Origin of the sequence: Nitratireductor sp. GISD-1A_MAKvit, assembly GCF_040819555.1 — a bacterium.
GTDB lineage: Bacteria > Pseudomonadota > Alphaproteobacteria > Rhizobiales > Rhizobiaceae > Nitratireductor.
The window spans coordinates 1,982,492-2,003,834 of record NZ_CP161920.1; the positions used below are offsets into that span (position 1 = coordinate 1,982,492).

The following is a 21,343-nucleotide window of genomic DNA, read 5'->3' on the forward strand; positions in this document are numbered from 1 at the left end:
GACTGTAGTTTAGGCGGGTAAACCCGGTCGGTCGAGCCCTGCAGGCGAAAGAGTGAAAATTTCGCATCCGGTTTCGGTGACACCGACCGAGTGCTCGTATTGAGCCGAGAGAGAGCGGTCCCGCGTCACGGCGGTCCAACCATCAGAAAGAACCTTTACGTGTGGTCTGCCCAGGTTGATCATCGGCTCGATGGTGAAGATCATCCCCGGGCGCATCTCCACGCCTTCATTGACGCTGCCGTAGTGCAGGATGTTGGGTGCGTCGTGAAAAAGCTGTCCCAGTCCATGGCCGCAGAAGTCGCGCACGACGGAACAGCGCTGTCCTTCTGCATAGGACTGGATGGCAGCGCCTATGGCGCCGGTTCGTGCTCCAGGCTTCACGGCCTCGATGCCGCGCATCAAGCACTCGTGAGTGACTTCCAAAAGCCGTTCCGCAGCCCGCTTGATTGTGCCGACCGGATACATTCGGCTCGAATCTCCATGCCAGCCGTCCAGGATGTAGGTGACATCGATGTTCACGATATCGCCTTCGCGCAGTGGTTTGTCATCCGGAATGCCGTGACACACCACATGATTGATGGATGTGCAGGTCGACTTGGTATAGCCCCTGTAATTCAAGGTGGCGGGAACCGCGCCATGGTCCATGCCGAATTCGAAAACAAACCTGTCGATCTCATTGGTGGTGAGACCTGGCTTGACGCGGCTGGCAAGTTCGTCAAGGCATCGGGCCGTCAGATTTGACGCCCTGCGCATGCCCTCGAACCCACCTTCGTCGTAAAGGCGAATCTGGCCTGTGTTTCGCATCGGGGCGGAGTCTGCTTCAAGATAGGTGACCATAGGGCTCAGTCGCTTGCGCTCGTTTTGAGTTCTTCTACCGGATTTTGCGGCGCTATTCCACAATCTCTATGAGACGTTCCGGGTGAATGGCTTCAGGGGTGATTTGGCATCTGAGGGCGTAAGCTTCAACCCCTGCTTCAGCGGCCAGCGAAAATGCGGCAGCATAAGAAGGGTCCAGGTCGCTGCAGAGGCGAAAGCGATCACAATCCCCCCGCTGGACAACATATATCATGATTGCGCGGTGTCCGTTTGCGCGCATGGTGGCGAGTTCGCGTAGATGGCGCGCGCCTCTCTGTGTGACGGTATCGGGAAACTCGGCGAGGCCGGGCACGCGCATGAAATGAACGTTCTTGATCTCGACATAGGCCGCGGCACGCTCGGGATGCTCGAGGAGGAAATCAATTCGAGAGCGCTCGCCATAGCGTTGTTCACGTTTCAGGTCGGGGTAGGTGGCCAGATCGGCAATCATGCCTGCGCGGATCGCTTCCTCTGCCAGTCTGTTTGGGAGGCTGGTGTTGATGCCCACCAGCGTGGCGTCCGCTTCCACCAGCTCGAGCCGATAGGGATATTTGCGTTTGGGGTCGTCGGATCGTGACAAAAAAGCTCTCGCTCCTGCGTCGGTCAGGCCGAGCATGGAGCCAGTGTTGGGAACCGAGACGGTGATCTGCGTGCCGTCCAGCAGTTCAACGTCTGCCAGAAATCGCTTGTAGCGCCGAATCAGGCGACATTCCGTCAAGGGGGGCGAGAATTTCATGGCGGCCTTTCAGGGATACGGTTTCTGTCGGCATGAAGCCCCTGTCAGGGGGTTCGGGAGCGCGCAGCGGGGTTCCCGGCGCCGCCGGCTGACGCCTTTCCTGGGCCATGTATGCGGTAGTACCGGCCGAGCATGAAGGGGGTGAGATACATCGGGATCTGGTAGCAGCCGATGAACAACAGCAGCGCATCGGTCACGCTGGCAGGCAGAGCGGTGAGAAAAAGCGCGATGTTGCGGTTTCCTGCCGTAATGCCGAGTGGTGCAGCGAGATGTTGGGAGCCCGTGCGTTTCAGAAATTCTGCAGCCACGAACTGCAGGAGAAAATTGGCCCCGAAGGCAATGGCCAGATTGAGTGCAAGGTCGGAGGGATTGGATAAGAGCGTTCTGCCGACCGACGACATCAGCCCCACGACGACGATACCCATCAAGATAGCCGAAAGGCCATCGATCATGCGTGTTGCCTGAACGCCTGGATCTGGAAGCAGAAAGCGGCGTAAGAGAAACGCTGCACCGACCGCCAGCGCGATGACGGCCAGAAGCCGGGCTGCTGCGGATAAAATGACGTCTGCGCCGCCAAGTTCTGGCGTGAGCCAGAAGACCGGTAAAACGGTGAGGGGAAGCAGTGCAGTGCCCATTGTCATGACCCGCAGGGCCGGGGCGGGGTCGTTGCCGGTCATGATTGCAAGGTGAGGGCTTCCTGAAACCGGTGCGGCGGCGGCCATCAATATCAAGGCTGTGGGAAGCGTGCCCGTCCAGCCGATCAACAGAAATGACAGCGCCAGGGCAATCGGAAGCAAAAGCTGAAAGACAAGCGTGGCCACCAGCGAGTGGCGAAAGTCTGACAAGGCTCCGATCAGGGATCTGGGACCCACACGCAGTGCTGCCAGGAAAAGCAGACCGGCAATCATTTCGGCGATCCAGGGTTTGGCTGTCTCTGCGGCTGCTGGTGAGGCGATCCCGATCACAAGTCCCGCGATCAGGAAGAAGCGCGCCTGCGCCGCGGCGAAGCCGAGCGCGTTGCCTGTGGCGGTGAACATGCGCTGCATCGTTCCGCTCTTCTCCAGCATCCAGTGATTCGAGCGGTCATCGTTTCGAGGAAACGCTGGCCCGCAGTGACAGTCGAAACGCCGCGCTCGGATGAGGTCGACCGGCTGCAGGACCCCGCGCAGGGATACAGCCGTGCCGAGCCTGTGGCCGGGCTGCTACGAAGTCAACTACGCGTAGCGCGCGCCCAGGTCAAACCAGTGCTGCGGCAAGCAATCTGCATGATGCAATTTTCAGAAGAAAACTGGCACGCCCAACGGGAGAGCAATTTGCTAATGATTGCAATGCGTTAGCGAGTCCAACCTCCCCAAATACGCCATGTGGAAACATTGAACTTTCTGGCCAGCTGTCTAACCGGGACGGGCCGCCGAGAGGCCCTGAAAAAGGAAAAGCCGCCCGGGGTGCAACCCGAAGCGGCTTCGAAAAATCAGGAAAGAATGGCACCCTTCCTAAGCGCGAAAACTACCCGAACGCGCGGAGAGGTGCAAGCCGTTCCGAGATAATCGAGGCTGGCCGCCTCGACCTGATCGAAGTTGCTTCATATTTCCGGGGCGCTCCAAATCGCCGACTTAGCCGCGAGCGCGTCCTTCGGTGGGGCAATCACGGCTCATTTGCCGTTTGGCTTGATGGCGGTTCCGCTGGCCGGTTCTGCGACTTCGAGACAGGCGAATCCGGCGATTCCTTCGACCTGATCCAGTCTGAAACCGGGCTTGGCTTTCTTGATGCCGTGGACTGGTACGCAGAGCAGTTCATGGGCGAGCACCCCGACCGGCTTACCCCGGCACGGGCCTTCACGGCAAAAGAGCCGCGTTTGCGTACAGACGCCGACGACGATGAGCACCGCGCCAAGATCGAACGCGCGCGCCTGATCTGGCGTCACGCCACGCCGATGGAAGGCACCCCGGCTGCGGGCTATCTTGCCACGCGGCTGGGTGCCGATCTGCCCGGCGACCTGCTGGCGCACCCCGATTTGCGGTTTCACCCGGCACCGTTCTACGGCGGCGAATCCACCTTCCTAGGCGATGCTGTCGGCGGGCTTGTTGCCTTGATGCGCGATCCGCTCACGGGCGAGCCGACCGGGCTGCACCGCACTTTCATATCTGTTGGGCTCCACCGGCTTGAAAAGCGGATGCTTGGCCGCAAGGGCATGGTGATGCTGTCGCCTTTCGACAGCGTGAGCCACGGACTCAGCGTCTGCGAAGGCATCGAAACAGGCGTGGCGATCATGCACCGGCTGGGCTTCGCGCCGGTCTGGTGTGCCTTATCTGCGGGCGGCGTCGGCACCTTCCCGGTGCTGCCCGGCGTCGATGCGCTGACCGTCTTCGCAGACAACGACCTGCCGGACAAAAACGGCAGGCGCGCGGGGCAAATGGCCGCCGACCGATGCGCACAGCGATGGCGAGAAGCCGGGCGCGAGATGCGCGTTGCCACCCCGATGACCCCGGATTCCGATTTTGCTGATGAGGTGGCGCAATGACTCCTGAAGACAAGCTGAAGGGCATTGCCAACGTGACAGTGCTCGAACCGCGCGAGCCGCGAGAGAAGCGCGAAAACCGCAAGCCGCACGACAGGTCCGAAACCCTGCCGACCGAGTTCGTCTGGCGCGATCCGGCTTCGATTCCTGCCCGTCCATGGCTTTATGGGCGTCACCTGCTGCGAAAACAGGTCTCTGTGACCGTTGCGCCCGGCGGCGTCGGAAAATCGTCTCTGACGATCTGTGAGGGGCTTGCAATGGCATCCGGGCGCGAGCTGCTGGGAGATTGGACCGAGTCCGACCTGCGGGTGTGGATTTATAACTTGGAAGACCCACGCGACGAGCTCGACAGGCGCATAATCGCTGCGATGCAGCACCATGGCGTTGAGCCGGAGGAAATTGCCGGGCGGTTGTTCGTTGATACCGGACGAGAGCGCACCCTCACCACGGCGATACAGACGAGCAAAGGCGTTGAAATTATCAAGCCGGAGATTGACAACCTCGCCCGCGAGATCGAAGCGCGCGGGATCGATGTTCTTATTGTCGATCCTTTCGTTTCATCTCACATGGTCTCCGAAAACGACAACGGCGCAATCGACCTTGTTGCCAAGGAATGGGCGAGGCTGGCCGACCGTTGCAATTGCGCCATCGAGCTTGTGCACCACACGCGCAAGACCAACGGCGAAGACGCCACCACAGAATCCGGGCGAGGCGCGACGGCGCTTCTGGCGGCTGCGCGCTCAGGCCGCGTCCTGAACAAGATGACGGATGACCTGCGCGCCGAGGCCGGGGTGCAGGACGATCCCGCGACATACTTCGCCATATCCCGCGACAAATCGAATCTCGCCCCTGTTGGCAAGCGTGAGTGGCGACGCATGGCGTCGGTGCATCTCGCCAACGGCGATAGCGTCGGAGTCGCCGAGGTCTGGAAATGGCCGGATGCTTTCGACGGCATATCGGTTTCCGACCTGCTGGCGGTGCAGCGTGCTCTTGATGGCAAGGGGCTGCGCTACAGCGACAAAGCCGGAGACGATTGGGCAGGAAACACGGTGGCCGAAGTTCTCGACCTGAGCCCGGTGGAGCACCGCAAGAGGATCAAGAAACTTATCGAAGAATGGTTGCGCTCCGGTGCGCTCAAAAAGGTCATGCTGAGGGATGAATTTCGCATGGCTAGACCTTGTTTGGAGGTGGGGCAATGGGCGGACAAATGACCATTTGCAACAGTCCAAATATCGCACTGTTGCAGACTGTTGCACTGTTGCAAAAAACTGGCTGCAACAGTGCAACACTCGATTGCCCCCCTAAAGGGGGGCATAATCGAAGTGGTGCACACTGTTGCGCCAAGCCAGTTTCGCGCCGACTGGTGCAAAACGCCCGGGGCGATCTGAGGGCAAAGCCATCACCGACCGGGCGCGCGGGTCCTTCCCGGCGCTATCGAATGCGGGGGGCGCTGCCGCAATCCTTCCCTCGCTGCAAAATTCACATAGGGGGGCCGCTGTCATGAGAGATGGTGCTGTTTCCGCCAGAGAGCTGGCTGAGTGGCTTGGAATGTCCGAGGGCAAGATACGGGAGCTGGCGCGCGAGAAACGCGCTGTGCGGCTCGCTGTAGGCGAATATGACCTGAAGGCATCTGTGCAGACATATACGGCGCACCTGCGCGAAGTCGCTGCCGGGCGAGGCGGTGAAGAGGCCCGGGCTCGATTTGAGCCGCGAGCGGGCGCGACTGGCTTCAGAACAGGCCGATCAAGTCGCGCTCAAAAACGCGGCTCTGAGAGGTGAGCTTGTGGAAGCGTCTGCGGTGCAGGCGGAATGGGCTGGGGTAATCCGCTCTCTTCGTTCTGGCGTTCTCGCTGTGGTGAGCCGCGTGCGCCAGCGTCTGCCGCATTTATCCACCCATGAGGCCGAGGTGATCGACAGTGAGTTGCGCGCCGCGCTCACGGCGCTGGGGAAGGAATCCGACAATGAGTGAGACGCTTTCTCGAATCCGCCGCCGCGCGCTCGCCGCGCTGGTGCCGCCGCCGAAGCTGCGCCTGTCGGATTGGATCGAACAGAACGTGCATTTGCCTGACGGTGTATCTGCGCTGCCGGGGGCGGTTCGGCTCTGGCCGTTTCAGAGGGAGATTGCAGACGCGATTGGCGATCCAGCGATTGAACGGGTTACGCTCGTGAAACCGGTTCGAGTCGGATTCTCGACCCTGTTAACCGGTGCGCTGGCAGGCTATGCCGCCAACGACCCCGCCCCCATACTTGCACTGCTGCCAACCGAGGCCGATGCGAGGGGCTATACCGTCGATGATGTGGAGCCTATCTTCGAGGCATCTCCCACGCTGGCCGGGCTTTTGTCTGGCGATTGCGAGGAAGGCGGACGCAATACCCTGTTGTCGCGGCGGTACCCAGGTGGATCACTAAAAGTGATCGCGGCCAAGTCGCCGCGCAACCTGCGCCGCCATAACGTGCGTGTGCTGTTCTGCGACGAAGTGGACGCCATGGACGTGACCGCCGAGGGATCACCGCTGCTGCTGGCGGAACGGCGCACGTTGTCGTTTGCAGACCGCAAGATTGTGGTGGGCTCCACCCCGACATTCGAGGCGACAAGCCACGTCCTGCGCGCCTACGCAGCGAGCGATAAGCGCGTTTACGAGGTGCAGTGTCCGGAGTGCGAAGAGTTTAACGAGATCAAGTGGGAGCATATCCGCTGGGATGACGGCAAGCCGGAAACAGCGCACTACGCCTGTCCGCATTGCGGGAGCCTGATCGATGAGCGGCACAAGCCGGCCATGGTGGAAAAAGGCCGCTGGCGGGCGACCGCTCCCCATGTGTGCGGCCATGCCGGATTCCGCTTGAACGCGCTGGTTTCGACATTGGCAAATGCCTCATGGAGCAAGCTGGCCGCCGAGTTCATCGCGGCAAAGGATGACCCCACCACGTTGCAGGTTTTCACCAACACCATTCTTGCCGAGGGCTGGCGCGATTCAGGGGCGGAGGAACTTGACGACGTGGCGCTGTCGAATCGCGCCGAGCCGTTCGGTCTGGATGCAATCCCGGCTGAGGTGCTGGTTATCACGGCTGGCATTGACGTGCAGCGCGATAGGCTTGAATGCACGGTTGTCGGCTGGGCCGAAGATGGCACCATGGTGGCGCTTGCCCACCTTGTGATCTGGGGTGATCCTGCTGCCGACGAGCTGACCTGGGCTGAGCTTGACGAGACCTTGCGCACACGATGGCCGCACCCACTTGGTGGGCGCATAGGCATAGACGCTGCGGTGATTGATGCTGGTGACGGCGCGACTATGGCCCATGTCACCAAATTTGCCTATCCGCGAGCCGGGCGCAAGATTCTTGCTGGCAAAGGCTATGCCGGGCAAAGGCCGTTTATCGAGCGATCGAAGTCGAAAACGCTGGGCGGGCGGCTTTGGATTATAGGCGTGGACAGCATCAAAACCCACCTGCTGAATCGGCTCGCACAGCCGGGCAACGTGAGGTTCAGCGACGATCTCGGGCCAGAATGGTTCTCGCAGTTGGCATCCGAGCGCGCCGTGGTGCGCTATACGCGTGGCCAGCCGGTGCGCCGGTTTGAGCGGATTCCGGGCAAAAGAGCGGAAGCCTTGGACTGTGCAGTCTACGCTATCGCCGCGCGGTCTGTCTTGAACCCGAATTGGGAAGAGATTGCCGACAGATTGAGGCGCGGCGTGGAAGAAAGCGCGCCGAAGGCAAAAGCGGTGATCCGGTCGAACTGGGTCCGATAATAAAGTCGTAACAGATTTGTTAAGGGCGCGGTGTGGATGGCAAAATCGAGATGCGTCCGCTGGCAGAAATATAATCCAATTGAATCAGGTAGTTATCACTATCGTGTTTTCATAATGCAAGCATGTGTTTGCAAAATGCAACTCTTGCGGGCGCATTTCTGACACCGTATAACTCATGACAACAGAAACGAGGTTGTCATGTGCACCATTGATTCACGCAGTCTGTACCACGCTATCGGCGTCACCTCCGGGCGCATTGAGCAGCTTTTCCAGCGCGGTATTATCGAAATCAAAGACAAGCCGGGACGCGGCAAGTCGCGCCGCTGGACCAAGAAGGAAGCGCTTGACCTGCTTCTCCTGTGCGACCTTATGGAGCTGGGAGTTGATGCACGGGAAGCGGCAAAACACATTCGCGGCTGGGTCCTATACGCAGATCAGGACGCTTTTCTGGTGCTGTCTACGGGCAAGCTGTGGGAGGTCATTCCCACCACAGAGCGCGGTGCCGCCACTGCCGAGCAGGGCGAAGGGCGCGCGGTGCACAAGCCGGGCTGCATCCAGTCTGACATTGTTAAGAAATCCGACCTGTCCGCGTTCCTTTCGGACCGCCGCCGCCACGCCGCCGCCGTGATTAACCTTCAGGCGCGAGCCGAGGCCGTCGAAGCGATCTGGCGCGAGCGGTACGAGTAACAGCCATGCTCGCCGCTCTCCGCAAATATCTGCCGGGCGCGAAACGCCGCAACGACGTCACCCGCGCTGTCAATGCCGCGTCCGAGGCGTGGCCGGATGCGCCAAGCGCGGTGTCCGGCGCTGCCGATTACCGGCAAGCGGCGCAGACCGTGGCTCAGCGTGTTGCGGGGCTATACGTGAACGATAGCGTCGCGCGGTCAGCCGTAGAATTGCTAATTTCTCAAATTGCCGGGACAGGCGTGCGGCTGAACACTGCCGATAACGAGCTGGACGCGGCTTTCAATGAGGCGCGGCTTGATCCTTCCCGGCGGCTCAGCTCGACAGCTATCCAGCGCGCCGCCATGCGGTCATGGGCGCTGACTGGCGAGGTGCTCGGAATCCACCGCGTCGTCGGTGCCGCCTATGCGTTCCAATTGCTTGATCCTGAACAATTGGACCGCTCCCGGAATGAAATTCGTGCCGACGGCGGCTCGATTGTCGCTGGCGTCGAAACAGACGCGCGCGGCGTTGTCGTGGCCTATTGGATTCTTCCCGACGCGCCGACCGCGCCGTTTGCGACCATCACAGCCTCCGAGCGATTCGACGCAGAGGACGTGGTGCACGTCTTCGAGGCCGAGTTTCCCGGTCAAGTGCGGGGCATGTCACCGCTTGTGGCGGCGCTGCCGGTTCTGAATCAGGCTTCCATTGCAGTCGAAGCGCGGCTGAAACAGTTGCAGGTCGCTGCCATGCTCTCTGTGATCCTGACTTCGGCTGACGGCAGTGACTCCTTCGACGGAGACCCAAATCCGAGCTTGGAGCCAGGAGCTGTCTTGAGAGCTAGGCCCGGTGAATCTGTTTCCGTAGTCAACGGGCCACAAAGCCCGGAGTTCGGCGAGTTCCTGAAGGCGCTATACCGCCAGATTGCTGCATCCATTGGCACGACTTACGAGGCATTGGCCGCAGATTTAGAGGGCACGAATTATTCAAGCTTTCGGGGCGGTGACTTAGTCGCGCGGCGCAAGGCCGAGGCTCGCCGCAAGGTGCTGCTGATCGAAGGCTTGCTTGAGCCGGTTTACTCGCGCTGGATTGCCGTCGAGCGATTAGCTGGCCGCACCGTCGCCGATGAGGCCCGCAAGCTGGGTGGAACCCGGTTGGCAGGAGATTGACCCGCTGAAATCAGCCACCGCCGACATTGCGCTTGTCGAATCCGGCCTGAAATCCCGCCGCGAAGTGATTGCCGCGCGTGGCCGCGATTTTGATGCCGTCAATGCCGAGATCGAGTCTGACGAGCGTACACCCGGCGACCGCGCCAAGGCGCTGGCCGAACTGGTGGCGAAAGGTGAAGAAAATGACGAATAAGATTCTCCGTTTTCAGGCTGAATTGAAGCCCAATTCATATGACGCTGTGAACCGCACGGGCGAAGCCGTCATAGCCACCGACCGCGTGATTGAGGGCGTCCGCATTGACTTCGATGCGTTCTTTTCTGGCGGATTGCCGAAGGCCCTGCCATTGCAGCCTGACCATGTGAATAGCGTCCTGCAAAAGCGGGGCGAATGGCGCGACCTGCGAGTTGAGAGCGGCAAGGACGGCATTAAGCGGCTTGTCGGACGCTTCACACTTTCCAAGCGCGCTGACAATGAGCCGCTTCACACGATGCTGGTTGAGGGAATGCTGCGGCATATCTCAGTAGGCTTCGCGGTTCGCAAATGGCGCACCGAAACAGATGCAACAACGGGCAAGAAAACGCGCGTCGCGGTTCAGGGAAATCTGATCGAGGCGTCATTCGTGAACAATCCGGCGGATGAACTCGCCGAGGTAAGAGGTGCTTCTATGCCTGAAAACAACACGACTCCCGCTCCGGCGGAAACCCAGGTGGAAACCGCGACTGTGGAGCGCATGAGCGCCGAGCAGTTTGACACGGTATGCCGTGCCGCTGGCGTGGCCGACAATATCCGCGAAGCGTTGCGGGAATCCCCTGCCGACGATACCGAACGTATGAGGCTGGCTCTGGCTTCCGTCGAGCGGTCACAGCCGACCGTGCGCACGGTGCGCCAGCCGCACAACGACGCCACGCTCGACAATCCCGCTGTCCTGCGAAACGCTGTGATCGAGTTCTACGACACCGTGAATCGCGGCGAGGCTCCCACGGGTCAGGCCGCCGAGGTCTTCGCACAGGGCGAGCGCGCGCTTGCTGAGCGACTCTGCCGCAATGCAGGCATCAGCACACTTGGGCTCTCGGACTCAGAGGTGATGCGCCGTGCGGCAACCACGAGCGACTTCCCCCAGATTGCAGGCGGGACGTTCAATCTGGCGATGCGCCGTGAAATGCAGGCCGCTGAGGCTCCCATTGCCGGGCTCTTTGGCCGGGATACCGTGTCGAGCTTTAATGCTGAGACCCGGGCGCTGGCCGATTGGACAAGCCTCGCAATCGCCGACCGGCTCGAAAATGGCCACTACAAGCATTCGTTCATTCACGAGAGCGGAGAGACCGTCTCCGTCGCCATGATCGGCGGGATCACGTCGAAGTCCTACGAGCTGACAATCAACGCTGGCTCTCGCCTTGGGAACGATGGCGTGCAGTTCGGCAAGCGCATGGCCGCCGAAATCGCCGACCGACAGGTGGCATTTGTCGAGCAGGCTAGCCATGCCGGGCCGACCATGAGCGATAGCAAAGCGGTCTTCGACGCCAGCCGCAACAACGCCAAAACCTTCACGCTGGACGGCTCCACCGAAATCAGCCAGCTGATGGCGCTGCGGTCGGATATGGCCAAACGCAAAGGCGCAGGCGATGTGATGATTGGCGTCTACCCGACTCACTGGCTTGTGCATTCCGACTTTGAAGAAGCCGCCCTGAAACTTCTGGCGGCTGTGCAGGCAAGCGCCGTTGCAGACGTGAACCCGCTGGCTGGCAAGCTTCAGGTCGTTGTGGAGCCGCGTCTGAGCGATCCGAACAAATCGTGGCTGGTCGCCGATCCGGCCAAGATGGACGGTGCCGTCCGCGTGTTCTTGCAGGGGCAGGAAGCCCCGTTCACAGATAGCCGCGTGAACTTCGAGACTGATGCTGTGCAGTTCAAGATTCGCCACCCCTTCGGCCTTGGTTGGCTTGAGTGGCGATCCTGGACTCGGCTCGATCACGCTGCCGGCGGGGGCGGCTAATGGCCACGCTGGCAGAATTGCAGAGCCGTCTTGAGGCTCTGCACAAAGCCCGTGACGGCGGTGCGCTCACGATTGAGCACGGCGACAAGCGCATAACTTATCGCTCAGACTCCGAGCTGGCCGCCGCCATTGCCGGGCTCGAAAGACGTATCGAACGCGCGAACGGCCAAGCTGCGCCGCGCGTCATCTATCCACGTATCAGCAAGGGGTACTGACCTATGCGTAATTACATTCAGCCGGGCGACACGCTCGACCTTACCGCACCTGCCGGGGGCGTCCAGTCGGGGCAGATCTTGAAGATTGGCGATCTGGTGGGCGTCGCGTCCACTGATGCCGCCGAAGGCCACAAGGTGGCCGTAGCCGTCGAAGGCGTGTTCTCGCTGCCCAAGGAAACAGGAACCGGGCTCTCTGAAGGAGCCAAAGCCTACTGGACCGGCTCCGAGATCAGCGGCACCGCGAGCGGCAACACGCTCTGCGGCCATGTGATCGAAGCGGCAAGCGCCGGGGCTGTCACCGTAAAGGTGCGGCTGTCTAACTAGTTCCCCTGTGCCCGGCGTCTTTGCGGTTCGCCGGGCGCGCAACGGGGCGGCCGTTTCCTCCTGTTCGCGGCCGCAATGCGCCTTCCCGTCGAGATTCCGCCCTCGCCACGGCGCACCCCTTTAACACTTGCGGATTCTGGACGTGGCGAATCGACCTGCACCATATACCCAAGCTGATGTGACCCGCGCTGTGAAAGGCGCGGTCGCCGCTGGCTTGAAGGTGCGTGAGGTGATCGCCACGGCGGAGGGCATCCGAGTCATATGCTACGAAGGCGAGAACGAGAAACGCCAAGGCAGTGACTGGGATGAGGTTCTAGAATGAAACGCCGCAATCCGTACCCCGGCTTAACCCGCGTCATAGACCGGCATAAAAAGGTTCGCTGGCGGTTCCGCATGAAGGGTAAGCCGTCCTGCTATATCCATGGCGAATATGGCTCCAAAGAGTTCGAACGCAATTATGCCGCTGCTCTGAAGGGCGAAAAGCCCGAAGCTGCCTCCACCGCACCGCGAGGCACGTTTTCGTGGTTGATTGAGCAATACAAGCGCACGCCGGAGTTTCACGCTATCGGAAGCGTCTACAAGCGCAATCTGACGTTGGAGCTAGACCGTTTCCGGCGGGAGCACGGCGACAAGACTGTAGCCGGGCTGCGACCGCACCATGTCGAGGCTTTGATTGCGAAACGGGCTGAAACGCCGGCTGCGGCAAATAAGCTGCTCAAACTGATAAGGCGGCTGTGCCGCTTTGCCGTGCGGCGCGGTGTCATTCCCACCGACCCGACCTTTGGCGTGAAAGGCTTCAAGACGAATCCGCACGGCTATCACACGTGGACGGATGCTGAGATTGCGCAATTCGAAGCGCACCACGGGCTTGAGAGCAAAGCAGTGCTGGCTATGCGCCTTATGCTCTACACGGGCGCTGCACGGCAGGATGCCGCCGCGATGGGCTGGCAGAATGTCAAAGGCGACCGGATTGTGTATCGCCGAGGGAAGACGGGCGAAGAAGCCGACATACCGATTCACCCTGACTTGTGGGCGGTGCTTTCACTGGTGCCTGCCGATCAGCTGCTTTTTGTCATCCACGGCAAAGGGCGCGCCTACAATGCGCCGACCTTCGGAAACTGGTTTCACAAAATGTGCGCGGAGGCGGGCTTGCCGCATTGTTCGCCGCATGGGCTGCGCAAGGCCGGTGCCACAAGGCTTGCGAATGCCGGTGCCACCGAGTTCGAGATTATGGCGTTCCTGGCACACAAGACCCCGACCGAGGCCAAGACCTACACGAAGCGCGCCAACCGGGCAAAGCTCGGTGACTCGGGCATGAAAAAGCTCATGACGGTGTCCAACCCTGTTGTTAGGTTGGACATTCATCGCTCTAACGATTTGATTCGAAAGGAGAAATAAATGTTGTTGGCACGCCCAACGGGACTCGAACCCGTGTTTCCGCCGTGAAAGGGCGGCGTCCTAGACCGCTAGACGATGGGCGCGCTCAAGACGAGACGGCTTATAGTGAGCTTCGCGGCGCAGGGCAACCCGTCTTGTGATAGTTCTATGCTTTTTTGCAGATTATTTTCTGCGACGGCAGCGCCAGTTCCAGTCACGCTCGGGTCCAACGTCCACATGAACGGACTTTGTGTGGCAATAAGTGCCCACACCACCACGGCCCGGCATGGATCTGACAAACTTTGCCAGCTCCCATTTGCTGACCCCCGCAATCTGAATGTCGGCTGCGGCGCAATACATGTGAAGCGATTTGCGGGCTCCGCGTACGCGCCGGTTGTAGCTGGGGCTCCGGTAGCCCGAGGTGACGACGATTCGTTTTCCGTAATGGCGTTCGATCGCCTTCAGCATCCCCACCAGGGCAGGCTTGAGACAAGCGGTATCGACGCTTTCGCGCTGTTTGAGAAGGCCGTTAGGCGTGAGGCGCGCCATGCCTGCTGCCGAAGCAACCTGATAGGCGGGCTCTTCTTCGTAGATGTCGGCATCCGCATCGCTGCTGCCGGATTTGCTGGAAAACTCGAAGAGGCTCTCGCCCTTGCGCACGCCGGGGAGTGCTGCTCCCATATTGACCGAGGGCCTGGACGGGCTTGGCATCGGAAGCGTTCGCTGCGAGGACGACTTTTCCATTCGGTTTCGGCTGGGTGCTTCCGGAGCCAATGAGCGGACGGGTTGCCCTGTCCGCCGCTTTCGCGGACTGCTGTTCGTGGGCAGAGAAAAAAGCTGAGAGAAAACTCTGTTTCTGGGCGTTTTCCAGCTCTGCATTGCTGGCGGATGCCGAATCAGTTTCCGCAGTCGTGTCAGTTTCGCTGGCGGACGCCGTTTCTGCCACCGGTGCATCTTCTGGCATCGGAGAGTTTTCAGCCTCCGCAACTTCGGTTGCAGCTTCCGCGCTCACGTCCGCCACTTGAACGCTCTCGGCTTCTTCAACGTCGCCGCCGGCTGTCATCTGACTGGCCTGCTGCTCGCCCGGGCGCCCGGTAGGCAGGGGGATGGCGGTTTGGGAGGAAATGTCCTCTTCCCCCGGTGCCGATGCGATGAGATCGATGTCGCTGGCTGACGAATCCGTTTCGGTCGCTCCCGCCTGAAGGCTTGCCGAAGCGAGGCCGAGTTGTGCAGCGGGGTCGGAGGTGGAGGAGCACGATGCGAGAAACAAAGCACACATCAAACTGGCCAGACCCAGATGGCCACAACCGGTCATCGTCGCGAAACGTTTATTGCGCTTGTCCTCCTGCAAAAGAAATGTGCCCCCTCAGACAAATGGATCGTAAACCGAAGTAAATTTACCGCATAAGAATGGCCAAGTGACTGTCTTGCCTACGAATCTCAATCTCGACCACGCGGTTGTGTATAGGCTTTATGAAGGTAATGAGGCAAGAACGTGTTTCCGGCAAACAATATGCCAAAGCGACAGGGGCGCCTCTAAAAGCATTGTTTCAGTCTGTCACAACAGGTGATGTTATGCGTCGATCAAGCCCGGACCCTGACATACTCACCGGGAGCGGGGCCCAGCGTCTTTCTTGACTTGGGGACTTGCCTTGCCTTCGCTTTGGACTTGTCCTGGTTGACGATCCAGGCATGCCAGTGGGGCCACCACGAGCCGCTGTGTTCCCTTGCGCTGGCAATCCATTCCGGGAGTTCTTTCTCGGGCCGGGGACCGGTCCAGTATTGATACTTGTTCATCTCCGGCGGGTTGATGACGCCCGCGATGTGTCCGGAGCCTGCCAGTACAAAATCGACCGGACCGCCGAAACAGCGGCTGCCATGGAACACGGACTTTGCCGGTGCGATATGGTCTTCGCGGGTTGCCAGATTGAAGACCGGTATCTTGATATCGCCCAGGTCAATCCGTTTCCCCCGTAATACCGCACGTCCCCGGGACAGATTGTTCTCAAGGTAGCAGTTGCGCAGATAATAGGAGTGATTTGCAGCGGGAAGCCGGGTTGAGTCGGAATTCCAGTAGAGCAGATCGAAGGGCAGGGGAGCCCGACCGCGTAGGTAGTTGTTGACCACGTAGGGCCATATCAGGTCGCCGGCGCGGAGCATGTTGAATGCGGTCGCCATGCGGGTCGCCTCGAGATAGCCGCGCTTTTGCATTGCCTCATCGAGGGCCTTCACCTGATCTTCGTCGACGAAGACCTTGAGATCGCCGGCAAACGTGAAATCCACCTGTGTCGTGAGAAGGGTTGCAGAAGCGATTCGCCTGTCGTTCTGGGATGCCATCAACGCCAGGCCGGCAGCCAGCAGAGTACCGCCGACGCAATACCCCATCGCGTTCACTTCTTTCTCGCCGGTTGTCGCTTCGATTGTCTCAAGCGCGAACCGGACCCCCTTGTCGATATAGTCTGCCCAGTCGAGGCGCGCATGGCGTTCGTCGGGATTGACCCATGAAATGACAAAAACCGTATGCCCCTGTTCGACGGCCCCAGCGGATGAAGGAGCGTTTCGGATTGAGATCGAGGATGTAGAATTTGTTGATCCAGGGTGGAACGATGAGGAGCGGACGCTTCAGGACGTTCTTGGTGACAGGAGCATATTGAAGAACTTCGACCAGTTCGTTGCGCGCCACCACTTTTCCGGGGGTTGTGGCAATGTTCTCTCCTACCTCAAAACCCGCGCTGTCGGATTGTCTGAGTTTCAGATCACCCTTGCCGGCAGCGATGTCTTCAGCGAGCATGCGCATCCCGCGCACCAGGTTTTCGCCGTTGCTTGCCATGGTCTCGCGGTAAAGCTCTGGGTTTGTAAGGAGAAAATTTGAAGGCGATAGAGCCTGGCTTATCTGCTCCACGTAAAAGCGCGCCTTGTGGCGTGTTGGTTCATCGAGACCGTCGGCGCCTTCCACAAGGTCGGCAGCCCAGCGTGCGGTGACGAGATAGGCCTGTTTCAGAAAGCTGAAAAAGGCGTTTCGGCCCCATTCCGGGTCCTGGAAACGTTTGTCCTTTTCCGGTGCGGAAACATAGTCACTGACAGAATCCTCGCTCATACGGCGAATGGAGTTGGCCCAGATTCCCATGAATTCACCAAACAGGCGGGTCTGCGCTTCAAGCGCGCGCGCGGGGTCGCCAAGCCAGTATTCGCTGACGCGCGAAAAGGTTCGGATCATGTCGGCAAGCGGGGCAGCAGTGATGTCGTTCGCTTCGCCATTTTCCCTTGCATCGGCCCAGCATGCGGCGGCTTTGCCAAGTTCTTCCAACGCTCGCGCGAAGTTTTGCGCAAGACGTTCGGGATCCTTTGCGAGATACTGATTTACCGTTGTTTCAGAATGGTTTTCTGCGCTGTTGGTCTGCTTTTCTGGAGCCATAATCTGCGCCTGCAACCTGAACGCGCCTTTCATGGGGCGCGGTGTTAACGTAATCTCGCGGGATGCTGACCCCGCCACCATCATGCATGGTAGTGGCTCAAATCGGAAGAGAATATGAAATTCAGACCTCACGGCGGTTTTTTTCGCGCAACCGGATTGTTTGTTTGCTGTGGCGCGCTGGCGCTCTCTCTTTCCGGTTGTGTGAGTGCAAGTCTGGAGGATGCCGCGCCAGCTGCCGCCATTGTCGCTCCGGTCGAGGCCGAGCTGCCGGCATCTGCCGCGACGCCAGAATCCGTGCCTGTCACAGGGGTTCGTCGGACAGGCCTCTACCCCGACCTCAATGTTCCGCCGGAATCGGCCGCTGCTCCGATTGATGCCAATGAGAAGGATGCCCTCACGCGAGACCTGTCCGCGACACGGGAGCGGCTGGCTGGACGTGCGCCCGCAAACCATGCCGAGACGGAGGCGGCCCGTCTTCGCCGCCTTGCCAGAACCCATGCCGCGCGACAGCTCGAAGAAATCGAGAACACCGAGTAACCGTAAGCCGGCTTGCCCTCGACCGGTTGGTGGAATGGGTATAATAGGACCGGACGCTGCCCCCGTGTGGCCTGCATTGAGGTATGATGATGGAAGAGTTCCACAAGATCCGTCGGCTCCCGCCCTATGTGTTCGAACAGGTGAACCGCCTGAAGGCGAGCGCGCGCTCGCGCGGTGCCGACATCATCGATCTGGGCATGGGAAACCCCGATCTGCCAACGCCTCAGGCCATAGTCGACAAACTGTGCGACGTGGTGCGCGACCCGCGGACACATCGATATTCTTCCTCTCGTGGAATACCCGGACTTCGCCGGGCTCAGGCGGCATATTACGAACGCCGGTTCGGTGTGAAACTCGACCCCGAAACCCAGGTGGTTGCCACGCTGGGGTCCAAGGAAGGTTTTGCCAACATGGCTCAGGCGATTACCGCGCCGGGCGATGTGGTTTTGTGTCCCAATCCGACCTATCCCATCCATGCTTTCGGTTTCATCATGTCGGGCGGGGTGGTTCGTGCAATCCCGGCAGAACCGGACACGAATTTCATACCGGCTCTTGAGAGGGCGGTCCGGTACTCGACCCCGAAGCCGATCGCGCTGATTCTCAATTATCCATCGAACCCGACGGCCTGTATGGCTTCGCTGGATTTTTATCGGGATGTGGTTGCGTTTGCCCGCAAGAACGATCTCATCATCCTGTCGGATCTGGCCTATTCGGAAATCTATTTCGACACCAATCCGCCACCTTCCGTTCTGGAAGTGCCAGGCGCAATGGATGTGACGGTGGAGTTCACGTCGATGTCGAAGACATTTTCCATGCCCGGCTGGCGCATGGGATTTGCGGTTGGCAACGAACGTCTGATCGCTGCACTCTCGCGCGTGAAATCCTATCTGGATTATGGTGCTTTCACCCCCATCCAGGTGGCTGCGGCGGCTGCGCTGAACTCCGACGGCGATGAAATTCGGGAGGTTCGCGAGGTTTACCGGCGTCGCCGGGACGTGCTCGTGGAATCGTTCGGCCGTGCCGGTTGGGAAGTTCCCCCACCGCCGGCAACCATGTTTGCCTGGGTTCCGATCCCCGACGGCTATCGTGATCTCGGCTCGCTCGAATTTTCCAAGCTCCTGGTTGAAAAAGCCGAGGTGGCCGTGGCACCGGGCATCGGTTTTGGCGAGTTAGGCGACAATCACGTGCGCATTGCACTGGTGGAAAACGAGCATCGCATCCGGCAGGCTGCGCGCAGCCTCAAGCGCTTTCTTGCAACCGAACCGGAAAACACCGACAACGTCATCACGCTTGGCGCACGGCGCTGAGCTCAATTCATTGAATTTTTAAGAAGGAGCACGCCGCATCATGGCCGAAGCGTTGCGTATTGGAATTGCGGGTCTGGGAACCGTGGGAGCTTCCGTTGTGCGCTGCATGACGGGCAAGGAAGCGGAACTGACCAGGCAATGCGGACGCGTGATGGCTCTGGCGGCGGTTTCTGCGCGTGACCGCAACCGTGATCGCGGTATCGAAATCGGCAATGCTCAATGGTTCGATGACCCTGTCGAACTGGCAAGATCGGCCGAGATCGACGTGTTTGTGGAACTGATCGGGGGGGACAGTGGGCCCGCCTATGACGCAGTCAGGGCAGCCCTCGAAGCCGGGCGCCATGTTGTCACGGCGAACAAGGCGCTCCTTTCTCGACACGGTGTTGCTCTGGCAGCGATTGCAGAGGAGAAAGGTGTCCTTCTGAACTATGAAGCGGCGGTCGCTGGTGGCATTCCGGTCATCAAGACCATGCGCGAAGCGCTTGCCGGAAACGAGGTGAGCCGGGTGTTCGGCATCATGAACGGCACGGCCAACTACATCCTCACACGGATGGAAGAGGAGGGGCTTTCCTTTGTGGATTGCCTGGCCGAGGCCCAGCGTCTTGGATACGCTGAAGCTGATCCGACGTTTGACATTGAGGGTCACGACACCGCGCACAAGCTCTCGATCCTGACCAGTCTTGCCTTTGGCTGCGAGATTTCGGCCGATGACATCTATATGGAGGGCATCTCCAATATCAGTCAGGCCGACATTCGTGCGGCCAGCGAGCTGGGTTACCGCATCAAGCTGCTCGGTGTCGCCGTGAAGACCGACAGCGGGATCGAGCAGCGGGTTCATCCGACCATGGTTCCGACGCACTCCGTCATTGCGCAGGTCCATGGCGTCACCAATGCAGTGGCAATCGAAACGGATGTTCTTGGCGAACTTCTCCTTTCGGGGCCCGGTGCCGGAGGAAATGCGACGGCATCTGCGGTGATCGGCGACATGGCCGATATTGCCAAGAGCCGTCCGGGCTTCCAGCACGGTCCTGTTTTCGGGCGTCCCGCCGCCGAGTTGAAGCCCTATACGCGAGCGCGCATGCGTTCTCATGAAGGTGGATATTTCATTCGGATGACGGTGCACGATCGCGCGGGCGTCTTTGCGGCAATCGCCAAGCGTATGTCCGATAGCGACATTTCTCTTGAATCGATCGTGCAGCACGCCGATGGCGGTCTGCCGAGCGAGCAGAAGAATGTGATTCTTGTCACCCACGAAACGACCGAAGCGGCAGTGCGCGAGGCGGTCGAGGGCGTGATGAAGGATGGCCATCTCGTTGACAAGCCGCAAGTTATCCGCATCGAGCGGGCAGCCTGACGCACGAATTGTTCCTGTCATATTTATTCAATCGATTCATGTTCTTGACGAGGTGGCTCGGGGGCTTGCCGTGCTGCCTCGTCTTTGCCACAAGAAGCCGGCCCGCCCATGGAAGGCGGACGAACATCAGGAATTGGATCCATGTTAAAAGCCACGCAGGCGGGCCTTGACCGCATTCTCACGCTGGAACTCGTTCGTGTGACGGAGCGCGCCGCTGTGGCTGCAGCGCGGTTGCGCGGACGCGGCGACGAGAAGGCGGCAGACCAGGTTGCCGTCGACGCCATGCGCTCGGAACTGAACCGGCTGCCCATCAAGGGAACTGTCGTTATCGGTGAGGGCGAGCGCGACGAAGCGCCGATGCTCTATATCGGTGAGGAAGTGGGCGTTGGTGATGGTCCGGAGGTGGATATCGCGCTGGATCCGCTGGAAGGCACCACCATCTGCGCGAAAAACCTGCCCAACTCTCTGGCAGTGATTGCCATTGCGGAACGCGGCAGCCTGCTCTACGCGCCCGATGTTTACATGGAGAAGATTGCCGTTGGCCCTGGGTATCCGGAAGGGGTCGTGGACCTCGATGCACCCGCGGTGGAGAACATCGAGGCACTGGCGAAGGCCAAGGGTGTCCCGGTCAATGAGATCACCGCCTGCATTCTTGATCGTCCACGTCATGCGCGCCTGATCGAGGACGTTCGTGGCACAGGCGCCGCGATCCGCCTGATTGGCGATGGCGATGTGGCCGGCGTGATCCACACGACCGATCCCGACGAGACCGGCATCGACATCTACCTCGGTATCGGTGGAGCGCCAGAAGGCGTTCTTGCTGCGGCCGCTCTGCGCTGTATTGGCGGGCAGATGCAGGGCCGGCTCCAGCTCAACACGGATGAGAAGGTGGCGCGCGCGGCCAAGATGGGCATATCCGATCCCGGCAAGGTTTATCGCATGGACGAGATGGCCAGGGGGGATGTTCTCTTTGCCGCAACCGGCGTGACCGATGGCAACCTGCTTTCAGGCGTCAAGTTCGGCCGTGATCAGATCTCCACCCACACCATTGTCATGCGCTCTTCCTCGCAGACGGTTCGCGAGATCATTGCCCGGCATCAGGACCTGGACAAGTTCTGAGCGCGGGAGGGGGCTGC

19 protein-coding genes, 1 tRNA gene and 1 pseudogene are annotated in these 21,343 nt (G+C 60.1%); 15 read left to right on the forward strand and 6 right to left on the reverse strand.

The window, feature by feature from the left end:
- Positions 1-9: 9 nt before the first annotated feature.
- Genes map through AB2N04_RS10745 form a run of 3 tightly spaced genes read right to left on the reverse strand, consistent with a single transcriptional unit; the run spans position 10 to position 2,658 of the window.
- Entirely contained in the window at positions 10-837 is an 828-nt protein-coding gene (map, locus tag AB2N04_RS10735) for a type I methionyl aminopeptidase (protein WP_367714498.1), read from the reverse strand.
- Positions 838-889: 52 nt separating this feature from the next.
- Complete coding sequence (gene sfsA / locus AB2N04_RS10740) at positions 890-1,591, reverse strand: DNA/RNA nuclease SfsA (protein ID WP_367714499.1); 702 nt, start codon at positions 1,589-1,591, stop codon at positions 890-892.
- Between the two features lie 44 nt (positions 1,592-1,635).
- The gene (locus AB2N04_RS10745; RefSeq protein ID WP_367714500.1) at positions 1,636-2,658 is read right to left on the reverse strand and encodes a hypothetical protein; all 1,023 of its coding nucleotides are present in this window, start codon (positions 2,656-2,658) and stop codon (positions 1,636-1,638) included.
- 704 nt (positions 2,659-3,362) lie between these two features.
- Here AB2N04_RS10745 and AB2N04_RS10750 point away from each other — a divergent pair.
- The 11 genes from AB2N04_RS10750 to AB2N04_RS10800 all read left to right on the forward strand — a co-directional run bounded on the left by AB2N04_RS10750 (position 3,363) and on the right by AB2N04_RS10800 (position 13,615).
- Complete coding sequence (locus AB2N04_RS10750) at positions 3,363-4,112, forward strand: toprim domain-containing protein (protein ID WP_367714501.1); 750 nt, start codon at positions 3,363-3,365, stop codon at positions 4,110-4,112.
- On the forward strand, positions 4,109-5,320 hold the full coding sequence (locus AB2N04_RS10755) for an AAA family ATPase (protein WP_367714502.1): 1,212 nt from the start codon (positions 4,109-4,111) through the stop codon (positions 5,318-5,320). The genes AB2N04_RS10750 and AB2N04_RS10755 overlap by 4 nt, the downstream gene beginning before the upstream one ends.
- A 470-nt stretch (positions 5,321-5,790) precedes the next feature.
- Positions 5,791-6,078, forward strand: coding sequence for a hypothetical protein (locus tag AB2N04_RS10760; RefSeq protein WP_367714503.1), 288 nt, complete (start codon positions 5,791-5,793; stop codon positions 6,076-6,078).
- Positions 6,071-7,855 carry a phage terminase large subunit family protein gene (locus tag AB2N04_RS10765; RefSeq protein WP_367714504.1) on the forward strand — a complete coding sequence of 595 codons (1,785 nt, stop codon included), beginning with the start codon at positions 6,071-6,073 and terminating at the stop codon, positions 7,853-7,855. The genes AB2N04_RS10760 and AB2N04_RS10765 overlap by 8 nt, the downstream gene beginning before the upstream one ends.
- 198 nt (positions 7,856-8,053) lie before the next feature.
- Positions 8,054-8,542 (forward strand): hypothetical protein, encoded by a 489-nt coding sequence (locus AB2N04_RS10770; RefSeq protein WP_367714505.1) that lies wholly within the window; start codon positions 8,054-8,056, stop codon positions 8,540-8,542.
- Between the two features lie 5 nt (positions 8,543-8,547).
- Positions 8,548-9,687: a phage portal protein gene (locus AB2N04_RS10775; RefSeq protein WP_367714506.1), complete on the forward strand. Its 1,140-nt coding sequence runs from the start codon at positions 8,548-8,550 to the stop codon at positions 9,685-9,687.
- Positions 9,662-9,880, forward strand: a complete 219-nt coding sequence (locus tag AB2N04_RS10780) for a hypothetical protein (RefSeq protein WP_367714507.1) — start codon at positions 9,662-9,664, stop codon at positions 9,878-9,880. The genes AB2N04_RS10775 and AB2N04_RS10780 overlap by 26 nt, the downstream gene beginning before the upstream one ends.
- Positions 9,870-11,678 (forward strand): hypothetical protein, encoded by a 1,809-nt coding sequence (locus AB2N04_RS10785; RefSeq protein ID WP_367714508.1) that lies wholly within the window; start codon positions 9,870-9,872, stop codon positions 11,676-11,678. Before AB2N04_RS10780 ends, AB2N04_RS10785 begins: the two co-directional genes overlap by 11 nt.
- Complete coding sequence (locus AB2N04_RS10790; protein WP_367714510.1) at positions 11,678-11,893, forward strand: phage head-tail joining protein; 216 nt, start codon at positions 11,678-11,680, stop codon at positions 11,891-11,893. The genes AB2N04_RS10785 and AB2N04_RS10790 overlap by 1 nt, the downstream gene beginning before the upstream one ends.
- Before the next feature lie 3 nt (positions 11,894-11,896).
- Positions 11,897-12,217: a DUF2190 family protein gene (locus AB2N04_RS10795; protein WP_367714511.1), complete on the forward strand. Its 321-nt coding sequence runs from the start codon at positions 11,897-11,899 to the stop codon at positions 12,215-12,217.
- 318 nt (positions 12,218-12,535) lie between these two features.
- Entirely contained in the window at positions 12,536-13,615 is a 1,080-nt protein-coding gene (locus tag AB2N04_RS10800) for a tyrosine-type recombinase/integrase (protein ID WP_367714512.1), read from the forward strand.
- A 7-nt stretch (positions 13,616-13,622) separates the two neighbouring features.
- Here AB2N04_RS10800 and AB2N04_RS10805 read toward each other — a convergent pair.
- From AB2N04_RS10805 to AB2N04_RS10815, 3 genes and pseudogenes are all read right to left on the reverse strand, one after another.
- Positions 13,623-13,698: transfer RNA gene (locus AB2N04_RS10805), tRNA-Glu, on the reverse strand.
- Positions 13,699-13,777: 79 nt separating this feature from the next.
- Entirely contained in the window at positions 13,778-14,305 is a 528-nt protein-coding gene (locus tag AB2N04_RS10810; protein ID WP_367714513.1) for a YcbK family protein, read from the reverse strand.
- An 873-nt stretch (positions 14,306-15,178) separates the two neighbouring features.
- Positions 15,179-17,009: pseudogene (locus AB2N04_RS10815) on the reverse strand (PHA/PHB synthase family protein).
- Positions 17,010-17,123: 114 nt separating this feature from the next.
- Between AB2N04_RS10815 and AB2N04_RS10820 the strand changes: the two are divergent.
- The 4 genes from AB2N04_RS10820 (at position 17,124) to glpX (ending at position 21,326) form a co-directional block, all read left to right on the forward strand.
- Positions 17,124-17,546, forward strand: a complete 423-nt coding sequence (locus AB2N04_RS10820; protein WP_367714514.1) for a hypothetical protein — start codon at positions 17,124-17,126, stop codon at positions 17,544-17,546.
- 86 nt (positions 17,547-17,632) lie between these two features.
- Positions 17,633-18,853 carry an LL-diaminopimelate aminotransferase gene (locus AB2N04_RS10825; RefSeq protein WP_367714515.1) on the forward strand — a complete coding sequence of 407 codons (1,221 nt, stop codon included), beginning with the start codon at positions 17,633-17,635 and terminating at the stop codon, positions 18,851-18,853.
- A gap of 40 nt (positions 18,854-18,893) precedes the next feature.
- Positions 18,894-20,207 (forward strand): homoserine dehydrogenase, encoded by a 1,314-nt coding sequence (locus tag AB2N04_RS10830; protein WP_367714516.1) that lies wholly within the window; start codon positions 18,894-18,896, stop codon positions 20,205-20,207.
- A gap of 141 nt (positions 20,208-20,348) precedes the next feature.
- Positions 20,349-21,326 carry a class II fructose-bisphosphatase gene (gene glpX / locus AB2N04_RS10835; protein ID WP_367714517.1) on the forward strand — a complete coding sequence of 326 codons (978 nt, stop codon included), beginning with the start codon at positions 20,349-20,351 and terminating at the stop codon, positions 21,324-21,326.
- Positions 21,327-21,343: the final 17 nt, after the last annotated feature.